Source organism: Pseudomonadota bacterium, from assembly GCA_037200975.1.
Taxonomy (GTDB): Bacteria; Pseudomonadota; Gammaproteobacteria; order Steroidobacterales; family Steroidobacteraceae; genus CADEED01.
In genome coordinates this window covers 4570125-4585765 of record JBBCGI010000001.1, presented here as the reverse complement: position 1 = coordinate 4585765, position 15641 = coordinate 4570125, and the positions used below count along the sequence as shown (strand labels likewise).

Here is a 15641-nt window from a genome sequence, read left to right as displayed (position 1 = left end):
TCATCACTGCCGGCAGTAGAGGGGACGGCGCGGATTTCGTGCCGCGGTAAATGCACGAAAAGCCCACATCGTTCGACATCGCGTTTCTCGCCGGTGTCTCGCAACCGACAGTGTCGCGCGCCTTGCGCGGCAGCTCGGTAGTTAGCCTGGAAACCCGCCGGCGGATCGAGGAGATCGCGCGCCAACTCAACTACCGCGTCGACAAGAACGCCTCGAATCTACGCTCGCAACACTCGAACACGCTGGCACTGCTGCTGTTCGAAGATCCGACTCCCGACGACTCGCAGATCAATCCGTTTTTCCTTTCCATGCTGGGTTCGATCACACGCGCCTCGGCCCGCCAGGGATTCGACTTGCTGATCTCGTTTCAACAGCTCTCGAACGACTGGCAGCAGGACTACGAAGACAGCCGCAAGGCCGACGGCATCATCCTGCTTGGCTACGGCGACTACGAAGAATACCGTCCACGCCTCGAGCACCTGGTCAAACAGGGCACGCACTTCGTCCGCTGGGGTCCGGTCACGGATGGCCAGCCCGGCATTTCTGTCGGCTGCGACAATCTACAGGGCGGCTACGACGTGACGCGGCACCTGCTATCTACCGGACGCCGCAAGATCGCGTTCCTCGGCACTTCCACCAACCACTATCCGGAGTTCTTCGACCGCTACCGCGGCCACGAACGCGCGCTGCTGGAAGCGCGCGCCACGATCTCGGGCGCCTTGCAGGTCGACGCGATCACCACGGAGGAATCCGGCTTCCAGGCCGCCTGCGAATTGCGTTCGCGCGGCGTGGAATTCGACGCCATCGTCGCCGCCAGCGACCTGATTGCGATCGGTGCGCTGCGCGCGCTGCAGGAGGCGGGAGTCGACGTACCGCGCCAGGTCGCGGTGGTGGGTTTCGACGATATTCCAGCCGCCAGCGTCACTAATCCGCCGCTGACAACAGTGATGCAGGACACGCGCCGCGCGGGTGAATTGCTGGTCGAGACGCTGCTGCGGCAGATCGCCGGCGAGAGCGCGGCGAACAGCGTCATCCAGACGAAGCTGGTAGTTCGAAAGTCCGGCTAGGCGGGCTTTTTCGGCGCGTCGCCACGGCAAGCGCCACCGCCGCCGCCACGCAGATCCAGCCGAGCAGATCGCCGATGCGCGTGTAGATAGTCTGCAGGCGCGCGCCGACGATCGCGGTGGCGAACAACGTCGTGCCCGGCATGTCTGCGCTCTTCTCGACCGCCAGCATGCGCCCGTAGGCGTCCGAGACCGACAGCAATCCGTCACGCGACGACCGAATCACCGCAAAACCGTTCTCCACTCCGCGCAGCTTCGTCATGTTGGCCGCCATCCGGGCGTCGTCGTAGAAATCCCAGGCCGGCACCAGCATCACTGCGGCATCGCGCGCGCCAAAAGCGCGGCCGAGACTGGCGAAATGCATGTCCTTGCAGATCGCGACGCCGTAACGCACGCCGTCGATCTCGTTGACCGGGAAATCGGAACCCGGGACGAACTCACGTTCGGGTGGCGCCATGAAATGCTTGAGGTAGTTGGTCTTAAGTGTACCGTCGGGTGCATACCACCACGCCTCGTTGCGGCGCTGCTTGCCGTCGTCCACGCCCACCCCCGCCACCAGCCAGACACGATGGGCACGGGCCAGATCGCCAAGAAGTCGCTTGCGCGCATCGGCGTCGGCGCGCGACATGACCGCGATCTTCTCCGGCAACAGCACGATCTTCGCACCGCTGCCCGCCAGTTGCAGGACCTGCGCATCGTACTGGGCCCACACATCGCGCGACTTCTCGGTCGTGGTGGCGACTATGAAATCGTCGAGTGATGCGAGGCCAAAATTCACCGGCGTGCCGGCAATCGGCGCCTGCAAGCGTTGGAAGCCGTATCCCACTGCGATCGCGACCAGCGCAACCGTCGCGAGATACATCGGCAGCGCGCCGCGCAGCTTCGTACCGTACGTGAATGCCAGGCCAACCGCGGAATTCACCAGCATCAGCAGGAACAGGATTCCGCCGACGCCGAATACCGCGGCGATCTGCACGATGGGCAACATCTCCGATTGCGTATACGCAAGGCTGCCCCAGTTGCCGTCAGGAGTCAGATGCGCAAGCAACGTGTCGGCGGCGACCGCGATCACCGGCAATGCGAGCACGGTCCACGCCGAGTTGAAGCGCTTCACCACCCGTGCCGACGCACCCAGCACCAACAGCCACAACAGCGCCTGCAGCAGCAGCACGATCATCGCGGGCAGCAACGGCATGACCTTGAGCAGATAGCTGAAGTTGCTGCACGCACCGACGAGTCCCGCCAGCACGATGAGGCCCCGCTGGGTCCAACCCGCGGTGCTCAGGGCCAGCCAGAAAAACACGCCCGGCAGTATCCACGCCAGCCACCAGAGAGGATCGAGATTGACGACGAACCACAACCCGCCGCCAATGGCGAGCGCGGTGGCGATGTCGATCAGATCGCGGCGCGTTACGCGTTTCATCCGGCCGCGAGTCTACCGGACTCGCAGCGACAGCACTCCCGCGATCACGAAGCTGGCGCCACCGATGGCGAGCGCATAGATCGGTTGCCCGCCAAAGATCCGCGTCAGCAACACGCCCAGCACGCTCGCCGCGACCAGCTGGGGGATCACGATGAAGAAGTTGAAGATGCCCATGTACACACCCATCTGGCGCGAGGGCACGCAGTCGGAAAGCAAGGCGTACGGCAGCGAGACGATCGACGCCCAGGCGAAGCCGACGCCTGCCATCGAAAGCAACAGCCAGTCGGGGTCGCGTATCAACATGAATGAGATCAACCCTGCACCGCCCAGAAACAAATTGACCATGTGGCTTCGGGTCAGACCGAGGCTACGCACCATCGATGGAATGACGATGGCCGCGAGCGCGGCGAAACCGTTGTAACCGGCGAACAACACGCCCACCCAGTTGGCGCCTTCGTTGTAGGCGGTGCCAGCCGCGTCGGTGGCGCCGAAGTGTATCCGCGTCACCGCCGGAATCGTGTACAGCCACATCGAGAACAACGCGAACCACGAAAAGAACTGGACCGGCACGAGCTGCCGCATACGCGGCGGCATGTTGTCGATGTCATGAATCAGGTTCGAGAACGCGCTGCCGCCGCGCAGCGCGCTGTTGATCATCAGCAACACACCCCACGCTGCGATGCCGATGGTCAGCACGTACAACATGCGATCCCAACCGGAGTACCACACCAAGGCCGCGCCGACGGCACCGGCCGATGTCCACGCGAAGCCGCGCAACGCGGCGTTGCGGCCGGAACCGGGCTCGACACCTCCAGACATTGGCGTGGCATCGCTGAAAGCGTGGAGCTCGGCCGGCGGGTACTCGCGCGTCGAGAGAATCGTCCACAACATCGCGAAGACGAGAACTGCGGCGCCGATGTGGAACGCGTAGCGCACCGTATCCGGCACTGCGTTTTCGCCGCTGCCGACGTTGCTGACGCCCGCCTTCGCGAGAATCCACGGCAACATGCTCGCGACGACGGCGCCAACACCGATGAAGAAGCTCTGCATCGAATAACCCGCTGCCCGTTGCGAAGGCGGCAACTGGTCGGCCACGAAAGCGCGAAATGGCTCCATGGCTACGTTGATGCTGGCATCGAGGATCCACAACATTCCCGCCGCCATCCACAAGGCCGGCGAATGCGGCATCGCGATCAGCGCCAGCGAGGCAAGTACCGCGCCCGCAAGAAAATAGGGGCGACGGCGTCCGAGCCCATTCCACGTGCGGTCCGACATGTAGCCGATGATCGGCTGCACCAGCAGCCCGGTAAGCGGCGCGGCGACCCACAACCCCGCGATCTCGTCGATGTTGGCGCCCAGCGTCTGGAAGATGCGGCTCGCGTTCGCATTCTGCAGCCCGAAGGCGAACTGGATTCCGAGAAATCCGAAACACATGTTCCAGATCTGCCAAAACGAGAGAGTTGGTTTGGCGTTTGCAGGTATGGCGCTCACAGTCACTCCACGTCGAATTCGGATTTGGCCTCGTTGGCGGGTTTCGGTGGCGGGCGCTCCGCCGCGCAAGCCAGGTAGGCGAATGGCCCCAGCTCCACCTTCAAACTACCGGGTGCGGCCGGAGCCGCGCACGTTCCGTGCAATGACGTGAAACCCCGGGTGGCCGCGTCGATCTCCACCTGCGCCACGATCGGCTGCGAGGACGTGTTGAAGGCGATGAAAATCTCCCGGCCGTCGTTGCCGATGCGCGATACCGCGAACAAGCCCGGCTCGAGCGATTGCGCGCGCGTGACCTGACGGCCGCGGCGGAACGCGGGATATTGCTTGCGCAGCGCCGCGAGCTCCGCGATCTGCCGGTACAACGGATGCTGCGCATTGAAATTCGCGGTGGCGGTGGTCGCCGTCGATCCCAGCAGCGGCTGATCGTTGTAGCTCGCCACCTGGCTCGCGAACATGTCCTGGCGCGCGGCCTGGTCGACGCCGTGACCGATGAAGCCCTGTTCGTCGCCGGAGTACACCACCGGAACGCCGCGCAGCAGGAACAACATCGCGTTCGACAACATCACGCGTTGCAATATCTCCTCGTCGCTCGCGGCGGGGCGCGCGGTGCGTATCTTCCATGCGAGCCGTCCGAAATCGTGATTGCCGGTAAAGGTCGGCAGGCGCAGTGCGGCCGGGATGCCGCCTTCATACAGCCCATCGTCCTGGTAGAGCCGCCCGAGCGCGGACGTCCCCGCCTTGCCCGCCAGCACCTGCTCCACCGTACCGGCGAAACCGAAGTCCAGCACCGACGGTAGTTTGTCGACGCGCGTGTGCCGTGCGAGCTGGGCCACATCCGTGCCCTCGGCGGCAACCTCGCCAAAGATATGGAAGTTCGGCGCACCCTGCGCCCGCGCGCGCCTGAGCATGGCCGGCACGAATACCTGCCAGAACTCCGGATTCACGTGGCGCGCGGTATCGATGCGGAAACCGTCGATGCCGTAACGCTCGATCCAGTCGCCATAGATGTCGATGAAACCCTGTACGACGCGCGGGTTTTCCGTCATCAGGTCGTCGAGACCGAAGAAATCGCCCATCACCGAGCTCTCACCCCAGAAATCGGAGTTGCCGCGGTTGTGATAGTAGATAGGCGCGTTGAGCCAGGCGGGCACCTTGACCGCCGCCTCGGCCGGCGGCACGAATGGCGTGTAGGCGTAACCGCCGTCGGTGAGACGCGCAAAATTGACCGGTGTCCGCACCGCATCTCCGGCGAAACCGCCGTTGATGGACTGACCTGTCACGCCACCCTTGCGCGTGTAGGGATAATCCGCGCGCGATCGATACGGACATGGCGCATTCATGCATTCGCGATACTGGATCACGTCGGCGGTGTGGTTGGTGATGATGTCGAGGTAGACCTTCATCCCGCGCGCGTGGGCAGCCCGCACGAAATCGCGCATGTCGCCGCCATTGCCGAAGTGCGGATCGACGCGCGTGAAATCCGTGATCCAGTAGCCGTGGTATCCGGCGCTCTCGTCGCCGGCCGGCCCCTGGACGGGTTTGTTCTTATATACAGGGCCCAGCCAGATGGCCGTGGTCCCGAGCCCCTGGATGTAGTCGAGGCGCGCGGTGAGGCCCTTGAGGTCCCCGCCGTGATAGAACCCCTTGTGCGCCGGATCGAACCCGATGGTTAGGCGGTCGCCGCTCAGCCCGCCGCGATCGTTCGACGCATCGCCGTTTTCGAACCGGTCCGGCAACACGAAGTAGACGATTTCGTCTTCGGGCAGCCGCTCGCGAAAGTCAGGGGTCGCGAGCGCCACGGATGCGAGGGCACACAGGCCCAGGCACGAGATGATTCGTCGCATCGCTCCCCCACTCGCACCCTGAAGTGGCCGGACTGTACTTCAGGCGCGTGCACACATGCGCGCTGCATACGTATGCGGCGCGCAGGTCCGCTCAGGTCACACGAATCGATTGACCAGGTTCTCCAGATATTCCTGCCGGCCCGACTGCGGCTTCGGATCGATGTTCGCGGCAACTGCCGCGTCAGAAATCGATTCGAGCGATGCACCCTTGGCATGAATCTTCTGCCCAGCCTCGCCCACCCACTTGGCGTAACGCTGCTCGACGAACTTGTCGACGGCGCCGTTCTCGATGAGCGCCGCGGCCGACAGCAGCGTGCGCGCCAGCAGGTCGAGCCCGCCCACGTGGCCGTAGAACATGTCGGCCGGATCGATGGACTGGCGGCGCACCTTGGCGTCGAAGTTGAAGCCGCCGGTGGTGAACCCGCCGGCCTTCAGGATGCGATACATCGCCAGCGTCATGTCGAGCGGATCGTTGTGGAACTGGTCGGTGTCCCAGCCGTTCTGCGGATCGCCGCGGTTGATGTCGATCGAGCCGAAGATGCCGAGCGCATCGGCCATGGCGATTTCGTGGTCGAAGCTGTGGCCCGCGAGCGTCGCGTGGTTGGCTTCGATGTTCACCTTCACTTCGTTCTCGAGGCCGTTTTTCTTGAGGAAGCCGTACACGGTCGCGGTGTCGAAGTCGTACTGGTGCTTGGTCGGTTCGTGCGGCTTGGGCTCGATCAGGATCGTGCCTTTGAAGCCGATCTTGTGTTTGTGCTCGACCACCAGCTGCAGGAAGCGGCCGAAGTTCGCGAGCTCGTGTTTCAAGCTGGTGTTGAGCAGCGTGTCGTAGCCTTCACGGCCGCCCCACAGCACGTAGTTAGAGCCACCGAGACGTTTGGTGGCGTCCATGCAATGGCGCACCTGCGTCGCGGCAAACGCCCAGACATCCGGATCCGGGTTCGTCGAGGCTCCGCCCATGTAGCGCGGGTGCGAGAACAGGTTGGCCGTACCCCACAGCAGTTTCACACCAGTCTCGGCCTGCTTCTTCTCGAGCCGATCGATGGTCGCGGCGAGATTGGCGACGTGCTCCTTGATGTTCGACGCCGTCGGCATCGCGTCGAAATCGTGGAAGCAATAAAACGGGGTGCCGAGCGTCGAGAAGAAATCGAACGCCGCATCCATCTTGGCCCAGGCCGCGGCCTGGTCCATGACGCCCGCATTCCACGGACGGTCGAAGGTGCCCTGGCCGAAGATGTCGTGGCCGTTCCAGGCGAACGAGTGCCAGTAGCAGACCGCCGGACGCAGCAGGTCTTCCATGCGTTTGCCGAGGACGATCTGGTCCTTGTTGTAGTAACGGAAGGCCAGCGGATTGTCCGATTTAAGACCCTCGAACTTGATGGGCTGGACGCCGCCGAAATAGGACGTGGGCTTCACTACGTATGCTGGTCGCGACATGATCAAACTCCTCGGAATCTTGGTCGAAGGTCTTGATAAATCTTGGAAAACATCGCGCGTTTCGGAGCCAATTGCTCGATGTCGCGGGTGTTGGGTTCGATGACGACACGGACCGGCGGCGGACGGCAGACATCCTCCGCCCGCTCGCGCGTTTTCGCCAGCCGGGCAAGCCGCGCGGCGCCGAGCGCGGGCCCGACTTCTGACGCGTCGCGATAAACCAGCGGGCGTTTGAGCGCTGCGGCCAGCACCCCGCCCCACCACATCGAGCGCGCGCCACCGCCGATCACCGAAATCTTGTCGATCGTGGCGCCCGCCTCGATCAGCACGTCGAGACCGTCGGCGAATGCGAAGGCCACACCCTCGAGCACCGCCTGGCCGATCGCGGCGGAATCCGAATCGTGATTGAGGCCGAACAGGACGCCACGCGCCTGCGGGTCGTTGTGCGGCGTGCGCTCACCCGACAGATAGGGAAGGAAGATCTCCGGACCATCGAGCGCGGCGCGCTTCTCGACTTTGGAAAGCAATTCCGCGGCGTCCTTCGAGCCGGTGAGCTTCACCGCCCAGTCGACGCACGACGCGGCCGAGAGCATCACGCTCATCTGGTGCCAGACACCCGGCAGGCAGTGGCAGAACGCGTGCACGGCCTTGGCGGAATTCGGCAGGAATTTCGGAGTGACGAGGAACAACACACCGGAGGTGCCGAGCGACAGGAACGCGTCGCCCGGCTTGATGACGCCGATGCCCGCCGCGCCCGCGGCATTGTCGCCGCCGCCGCCGGCCACCGGCACTGCATCCATGCCCCAATCCGCGGCAACTTCCTTGCGCAGCGACCCTGTGACATCCGAACCCTCGACGAGCTTGGGCATGTGCGATTCGGAGAGGCCCGTCGCGGCCAGCATTTCGGGCGACCAGCGGCGCTTTGCCACGTCCACCCACAACGTGCCCGCGGCGTCGGAGCAGTCACTCGCCTTCTCACCCGTCATCAACAGGCGGACGTAGTCTTTTGGCAGCAGGACACAGCGCGTGTCCTTGAACACGGCGGGCTCGTTTTCCCGCACCCACACCAGCTTCGGCGCGGTGAATCCGGGCATCGCAATGTTGCCGGTGATCTCGCGGCTGCGTGGCTCGGCCTTCTCGAGTGTGGCGCACTGCTGCTCGCTGCGGCCATCGTTCCAGAGGATCGCGGGGCGCAGGACTTTGTCGTCGGCACCCAGCAGAGTCGCGCCATGCATCTGGCCGGAGAGACCGACCGCCTTCGCGGCCCGGCGCTCCGCCGCGGGCAACGCCTTCACGGCGGCATTCGTCGCGCTCCACCAATCGGCGGGATTCTGTTCGGACCATCCGGCGTGCGGACGGGATACCTGGAGCGGCGCGGAGGCCTGTTCGACCACCGTGTCCTTGTCGTCCACGAGCACGGCTTTGACACTGGACGTGCCGATATCGATGCCTAAATACATCCACCCTCGCTTGCGTCTGTATGAAACAGCCACCGGAATTCAGGTCCGGCGGTGCGATTTTTCGACGCTTGAGTGGCCCCCTCGAGCATCCAGAGCGGGCCCCGCCTTTACCAGGGAAGACCCGCAAAAATTGCGCCGGTAACGCTACCAGAAAAGGCAGATGAAGGTAATCGAACGGCGGCTCATTGCGGGCAGCCGCAGAAAGGCTCCCGGGAGTCATATGTCGCGCGGCCGTACTTGGCATCAAGATTGGCCGGGCGGCGCGACCCCCCGCGGATGATGCTCAGGACGCGATCCTGGAAAGAAAAGGCCGCAAGGCCGGTGCGCTCCTGCGGCAGCGGCCGGGCGTTGAGCAGCGTCACGTCGAGATTGGCGACCCGGCCCCGGGCGAGGTACGCGCCACCGGCGATGCGGCGGTCGAAGTCGGCGATCTCCACTGGCAGCGGCGCCGCGGGTGCCGTCCAGAATGCAGCGTCAGGCGGGATGTCGAGCGAGACGACCAGCGAGCGCAGCGACCACTGGCAGCTCGCGGCGCCCGAATAATTGTCGAGGACGGCCGCGTCATCGCCGCAATAACCCTGCGTGACACGACCCTCCTTCATCGCACCGTGCGACAGGAAGAACTGCCAGGTCACGTCGAGCGCCCGCCGCGCCTGCGCGCCGGGAATCGAATGCGGCTCCAGCTGGCTCCCGAACGTGAGCGGCGCCGTCACGGCCAGGCGATAACAAACGCTGCGCCCCATGATCGGCATGGCGTGCGGGCCTAACAAGTGCAACAGGTCGGCGGCGAAGACCGGCAGGCCGTTCCGGACTACGTCGCCGAGCAACTCCGGATTCATGCGATGGATCCAGGCGATGTGGTAGTAGAACCCCCACGCGTTGTAGTAATCGACCGGCCCATCGGGCCCGTCATTGAACCAGCCGTCGCCGCGATAGAACTCGAGCGCACGTTTCAGATTCGCATCGATCGACCTGGCGTCGTACGCCGCGCCGAGCGCCTGCAATGCCACGTTTACCTGCGCCACGAACAGGTGCCAGTTGTTGTCCGCGATCACCTTGCCGTTGACCTGGCGCAACCAGCCGGAAATCCGTTGCCGCTGCGGCAAGTCGAACTTTTCCCAGACGTCCTCGCGCGCGAGCCACAGCGCCAGCGCGACATCGGCCGCCTCCGCGATCCGCTGGTCGCGATCCTGGATCTCGCCCCAGTATTCGCTGTCGCGCGGATCCGTTCCGGCGAGCACTGCGCCACGCAGGATGCCGGCGACGTCCACCTCGCGCCCATTGGGAAGTTTCAAGCTGTCGGTGCCGCTCGATTTGAGCCACACCGCGAGCAAGGGGGCGATGCGGCTGAAGCCTTCCATTTCCTGTTCGGCCTGCGACGCGCCGCCCGCGGGCAGCCCCGGATAACGCGCGCGCGCATGGCGCGGCGTCGAGTACGCCAGGAAACCTTCGAGCACATAGCCCACGATGCTTTCGTAGTCGGCGCGCGTCGGCGCGACCTGCTTCGTGAAGCGCGCGATCACCGCTTCGGAAGCCGGGTCGAAATGTCTGGCCGGAAAGTACGGCGACCGGTAGACGTACCAGGTTCCCGCCGCCCCGAGGCAGACCGCGAGTAACGGGAGAATGAGGACGAGGCGGCGCACGCGTTGATTCGTCAATTGACGGAGAGCATAAACACGCGCTGCGAAGCGCGTCTATCGGCCGGGAGCTCGTGCGCTCCGACTAGTTTGTCGGACAACGCCTCAGTCGGCGCCGCTCACCTGCCCCAACCGGTCCCCCGACTGCCGCGTGAGCATCCACTGCGGATATTCGCCCGGCAGTTTCGAGGCTTCGTCGATGGCCCCGATCTGCTCGGGTGAAAGCCTGAGCTCGGTGGCGGAGATGTTGTCGAGCAGCTGTTCCTGGTTCTTGGCGCCGATGATCACCGAGGTGACGTGCGGCTGGGCTAACAACCAGGCGAGCGCCACCTGCGCGACCGACACGAGGTTGTCCGCCGCGATCGGCCGCATGACGTCGATCACGTGGAACGCGCGTTCGCGATCGACTGGCGGGAAATCGAGCGTCGCGCGGCGCGCGCCCTCGGGTTTTTGGTTCTCGCGGGAGAACTTGCCCGACAGCAAACCGCCGGCCAGCGGACTCCATGGCATGATGGCGAGGTTCTGGTCCTTCGCGAGCGGCACGATTTCGCGTTCGATGTCGCGTCCGGCCACCGAGTAGTACATCTGCAGGCTCTCGAATCGCGCGAGATTCTTCTTGTCGGAGATCCACAGCGACTTGGTGATCTCCCAGGCGGAAAGATTGCACAGCCCGAGGTAGCGCACCTTGCCGGCGCGCACGCAGTCGTCCAACGCGTCGAGAGTTTCCTCGAGCGGCGTGAACGGGTCGCGGCCGTGGATCTGATAGAGGTCGATGTGGTCGACCTGCAGGCGTTTGAGGCTGGCGTTGACACCTTCCATGATGTGGTAACGCGACAGACCGATCTGGTTGTGCCCGGCACCCATGCGCAGCAGCACCTTGGTCGCGAGCACGTACGAATCGCGCGGCAGCCCGAGCATCTTCAAGGCATTCCCGGTCACCACTTCCGAACGGCCGTTGGAATAAAAATCCGCGGTGTCGATGAAGTTGATGCCGCGGTCGAACGCGGACTTGATGATCTCGCTGACGTTGTCCTGGCTGACACCGGCCACCGTCGCCCACATGCCCTCGCCACTGCCGAAGGTCATCGCACCGAGGCACATCTCGGAGACGATCAGACCGGTATTGCCGAGTTTCCGGTAACGCATTGAGCTACTCCCCGTGGATTGGCCTGAAAGGCCTGGCGGAGTATGCGCGAGCGCGTGAGGCACCGTAAGTGCCTCACGCGCCGCCGGAGAGAATCAGGAAATCAGAGCATCCAGACGATGCTCAGCGAGAGCGCCGAATACTCGTTGTCGGTCTGCGAAAAGTTGAAGCTGTCGGTGAGGTCGCCGAGATCGGAGTACTGATACTCGAGACGCAGCAACGCGCCATCGAGCGTGGTCTGTATACCGACGCCGAGCAGCGGCGCAAAGCCCGTGTCGTTTGCCGCCTCGGTGACCTTCGGCGGACCATCCGGATCGCCGACGCCGATGACGGTTTCGGCCTTCCAGTACATGCCGCCCGCGCGGCCGAACACCGAAAACTTTTTCCCGATCCACAAGGATCCGACCACTGACGCCTGCAGCGACTTGATGTCGTTGTGCACGTTGAAGGCCGGCGCACGATCCGTGCACGTGCAATCTTCCGGCGTCGGGAAATCGAACAGCGCGGCATATTCCGGGAACACCGCCTGGTTGAAATCGTTGCCGCTCTGGAAGCCGCCTTCGAAGGCGATATAACGATTGAGACCCCAACCACCAAACAAGCCGTAACCGAATCGGGTGGTATTGACCCGCGTGGTTTCAGCCAGTGGCGCGAAGTTGAAGTCGCCCTGGAGCTTGTCGGAATTGAACGTCATGCCCAGCCGGAAGCCGGAAAATTCGTCCGCGAACGCGGGCGATGCAAGCGTTCCCGCAAGCGTCAAAACTCCGAGAACCATTGCCTTACGCATGTCGACATTCCTCCTGGTTGACATAAGTAAAAGCATAGCCCATGAACCGGGCCGGCAAAACGTGCGCTCGTCACGTTTTCAGGGAGTTAGCTCGTGGATTTTCCTGAGGTTATGGAGAAGTCCGTCTGTTTGGCGGCGTAGTCGGTGAAGAAGTCGAGCGATTCGACATTCGCCATGGCGGCGCGGTTGGCCGCCTGCGCAACCGGCATGCCCATGAGGATGCGACGCACCGGGACCTCCATCTTTTTGCCGGTCAGCGTGTACGGAATCGCGCCCACTTCGAGGATCCGGTCCGGCACGTGGCGCGGCGAATATTCCTGGCGGATATGCGCCCGGATGCGCTCAGTGAGCGCGGCATCGAGCCGCCGCCCTTCCTTGAGTTTGACGAACAGCGGCATGAAGAACTTTCCACCCGGCAGATCGAGATTGACGATCAACGCGTCTTCGATCTCGGGAACACCCGCCAGCGACCGGTAGATCTCGGCCGTGCCGATGCGCACGCCGTGACGGTTCAGCGTCGCATCCGAACGTCCGAGCACGAAACAACCGCCACGCGCATTGATGCGGAAGAAATCGCCGTGCCGCCAGATGCCCGGGTAATGGTCGAAATACGAATCGCGATAACGGCTGCCGTCCTCGTCGCCCCAGAAGCGCACCGGCATCGACGGCATGGGTTCGGTCAACACGAGTTCGCCGACCTGGTCGACCAGCCGCCTGCCCTGCTCGTCGAAAGCATACGCGGCAACGCCCAGCTGCCGCGCCTGGATCTCGCCCGCGTAGATAGGCAGGTTCACCACGCCGCCAACGAGTCCGGAGCAGATGTCGGTGCCGCCGCTGCCCGAGTGCGCCCAGAGGTCCGCCTTCACGTTGTCGTAGAACCACGCATGGCACTCGGCCGTCACCGGAGAGCCGGCCAGCACGATGGTCTCGAGCTCGGCCAGCTCGAAGCGGTCCTTCGGCACGATACCGGCCTTCTCGAGGATGGCCTGGTAGGTAGGGCTGGCGCCGAACAGATGCGCGCCGGTGTCGTCGGCCATTTTCCACAGCAGGTCGGGGGTGGGCCAGGCCGGGTTGCCGTCGTAGAGCACGGGCACGGCATCCATCAGCAGGGAGCTCGCAAGAAAATTCCACATCATCCAGCCGGTGCTGGTGAAGAAGAACATGCGCTGCCGCGCGTGCAGATCCATGTGGAAGTGGAACAGCTTGAACTGCTCGAGCGTGATGCCCCCGTGGCAGTGGACAATCGCCTTGGGCAGACCGGTGGTGCCGGACGAGAACAGAATCCACAGCGGATGCGCGAACGGCACCTGTTCGAACTGGAACGCTTCGCGCCCCGGGTCGGCGCCGCTGAGCACGTCCGCCCAGAACAGCGAGCGTTCGGTGAGCGGAGTCAGATCGGTACGGTCGAGGTACGGCAGGTGGATGACCTGCGAGAGCGACGGCAGCCCCGCGATGATGTCGCGGATCTCGGCGCGTTTGTCGAACAGCTTGCCGCCGTAGCTGTAACCGTCGACGCAGAAAATGAGCTTCGGCGCGAGCTGTGCATACCGATCGAGCACGCCACGCGCGCCGAAATCCGGCCCGCAGCTCGACCACACCGCGCCGATGCTGGCCGTGGCCAGCATCGCGATAACCGCCTCCGGCGTGTTCGGCAGATAGGCCACCACACGGTCGCCGGGCGCGACACCCAGTGCACGCAGGCGCGTGGCGAGAACTCGCACCTGCCGCGCGAGCTCCGGCCACTGCATCGTCTGGAGCGCGGCGCGCTCTGACAGATGAATGAGCGCGTCGACGCCCGGCCGCTCATGGCGCAGCGCGTGTTCCGCATAGTTGAGCGTCGCGCCCGGGAACCACTCTGCCCCGGGCATCTCGCGTTTGCCGAGCACGCGGCTCGCGGGGCGCGAAAATTTCACGCCGCAAAATTCGACGATCGAGCCCCAGAACCCTTCGAGATCGTCGACCGACCATTGCCACAATGCCTGGTAGTCATCGAACTTCCGGCCACGCTGATCGAGCCAGTTCAGGTACCGGGTCAGGTGGGAACGCGCGAGGCGTCGCGCGCCGGGCTTCCACAACAATTGACCCTCGTCGATTTGTTTCATGCCACCGCCTTCAGCACCGGCCGGCGCAGGACGAACAGCACCACCGCGCCGGCGAAACACCAGGCGGCGAGGAAGTAACACGTGCCGGCATAGCCGTATCCGTGATCGAACAGGAACCCCGCGATGAACGGGGCCAGCGCCGACAACGTGGTGTTGATGGCGATCGCGATTCCCGACAACAAGGCGAACGCCTTGAGTCCGTAGTAGTTGCCGAGCACTGTCATCAAGCAGACGATCCCTCCACCGAAGCCGATTCCGAGACAGGTCGCGAACAGGTCGACCTGCAGTTGCGTGCGCGCGTTGACGATGATCACGAGCCCCGCACCGAAGAACAACATGAACACCGCCCACAGGTAACGCGGATCGATCCGGTCGCCGAATAAAACGATGATCACCTTGGCGAGCAGGCCGGTCACCGTCATGGTGGCGATCGCGCCCGCGCCCACCGTCGCCGCGTGGCCGAGATCCTGCAGATGCACGATGCCGTGCGCGAGGAACAGCGTGAACCCGCCGCTGCCACCTAACAAGGAGCCGAGGATCAGCCAGTAGCTGGGCGCGCGCACCGCGTCGCGGAACTCCCAGGGCGTCGTCGTGACGAATGCCGGCCGGGGTTTGGGTGGCGCATCGGGCGCGGCCAGATTCTCGCCGTCGGCGACCAGCCCCATGTCTTCGGGACGTTCCTTCACGAACAGCAGCGCAAGCACGCCCGCGAGCGCGGACAGTCCGACGATGACCCACCAGGCATTGCGCCAATTGCCAGTGGCTGCGATGACGCCCGGCAATACGTGTTTGGTGGCGATGTAGCCGCCGATGGCGCCAGCCGAATACAGGATGGACATCGCCATCGCGCGCCGCCGCACGAACCAGCGCGACAGGCCGGTCTGGCTCGCGATGGCGGCACCGGTGCAGACACCGCCGCCGATCAGCAGGCCGAAACCGAAATACGCGGCGAGCCCCGAGTTCGCCACCGTGGCCATGAACGCGGCGCCGGCGACATTCATGGCGCTGCCCGCGAGCAAGGTACGCCGCACGCCGAAGCGGTTCACCGACATCGCGACCAGCGGCCCCGGCAATCCCGACATGATGATGTAGAACGACGTCATCAGTCCGAGCGTCTCGCGGCTGAAGCCGAGCTCGCGCGCCATCGCCGAATTGATGACCGGCCCGCCATACGCGGGGAACCCCAGGTTGAAGGCGAACACCAGCCACAGGACGCCTAACAATATCCAGCCGTAATAAACGGGCTTCGCCACTC

Annotated in this window: 11 protein-coding genes; 1 reads left to right on the top strand and 10 read right to left on the bottom strand. The window is 64.2% G+C overall.

All coding sequences use genetic code 11. The features are described 5' to 3' along the window. The first annotated feature begins 50 nt into the window (after positions 1-50). On the top strand, positions 51-1067 hold the full coding sequence (locus WDO72_20600) for a LacI family DNA-binding transcriptional regulator (protein ID MEJ0088075.1): 1017 nt from the start codon (positions 51-53) through the stop codon (positions 1065-1067). On the opposite strand, the gene WDO72_20595 is transcribed toward WDO72_20600, so the two are convergent. The 10 genes from WDO72_20595 to WDO72_20550 form a co-directional block, all read right to left on the bottom strand. Continuing rightward, a complete protein-coding gene (locus WDO72_20595) occupies positions 1030-2487 on the bottom strand; it encodes a nitrilase-related carbon-nitrogen hydrolase (GenBank protein ID MEJ0088074.1) in 1458 nt (485 codons plus the stop codon). The genes WDO72_20600 and WDO72_20595 overlap by 38 nt on opposite strands. A 12-nt stretch (positions 2488-2499) precedes the next feature. After that, positions 2500-3921, bottom strand: a complete 1422-nt coding sequence (locus tag WDO72_20590) for an MFS transporter (protein ID MEJ0088073.1) — start codon at positions 3919-3921, stop codon at positions 2500-2502. A 59-nt stretch (positions 3922-3980) separates the two neighbouring features. Next, positions 3981-5822: an alpha-amylase family glycosyl hydrolase gene (locus WDO72_20585; protein ID MEJ0088072.1), complete on the bottom strand. Its 1842-nt coding sequence runs from the start codon at positions 5820-5822 to the stop codon at positions 3981-3983. A gap of 96 nt (positions 5823-5918) precedes the next feature. Continuing rightward, complete coding sequence (gene xylA / locus WDO72_20580) at positions 5919-7259, bottom strand: xylose isomerase (GenBank protein MEJ0088071.1); 1341 nt, start codon at positions 7257-7259, stop codon at positions 5919-5921. A gap of 2 nt (positions 7260-7261) precedes the next feature. Next, positions 7262-8716, bottom strand: coding sequence for a xylulokinase (gene xylB, locus WDO72_20575; GenBank protein MEJ0088070.1), 1455 nt, complete (start codon positions 8714-8716; stop codon positions 7262-7264). A 182-nt stretch (positions 8717-8898) separates the two neighbouring features. Continuing rightward, on the bottom strand, positions 8899-10374 hold the full coding sequence (locus WDO72_20570; protein ID MEJ0088069.1) for a DUF2264 domain-containing protein: 1476 nt from the start codon (positions 10372-10374) through the stop codon (positions 8899-8901). An 84-nt stretch (positions 10375-10458) separates the two neighbouring features. Beyond that, on the bottom strand, positions 10459-11499 hold the full coding sequence (locus WDO72_20565) for an aldo/keto reductase (GenBank protein ID MEJ0088068.1): 1041 nt from the start codon (positions 11497-11499) through the stop codon (positions 10459-10461). Positions 11500-11600: 101 nt separating this feature from the next. Next, a complete protein-coding gene (locus tag WDO72_20560; protein ID MEJ0088067.1) occupies positions 11601-12284 on the bottom strand; it encodes an outer membrane beta-barrel protein in 684 nt (227 codons plus the stop codon). Positions 12285-12370: 86 nt separating this feature from the next. Next, positions 12371-14386, bottom strand: a complete 2016-nt coding sequence (locus WDO72_20555; protein ID MEJ0088066.1) for an acetoacetate--CoA ligase — start codon at positions 14384-14386, stop codon at positions 12371-12373. Further along, a complete protein-coding gene (locus WDO72_20550) occupies positions 14383-15639 on the bottom strand; it encodes an MFS transporter (GenBank protein ID MEJ0088065.1) in 1257 nt (418 codons plus the stop codon). The genes WDO72_20555 and WDO72_20550 overlap by 4 nt, the downstream gene beginning before the upstream one ends. Between the last annotated feature and the right edge of the window lie 2 nt (positions 15640-15641).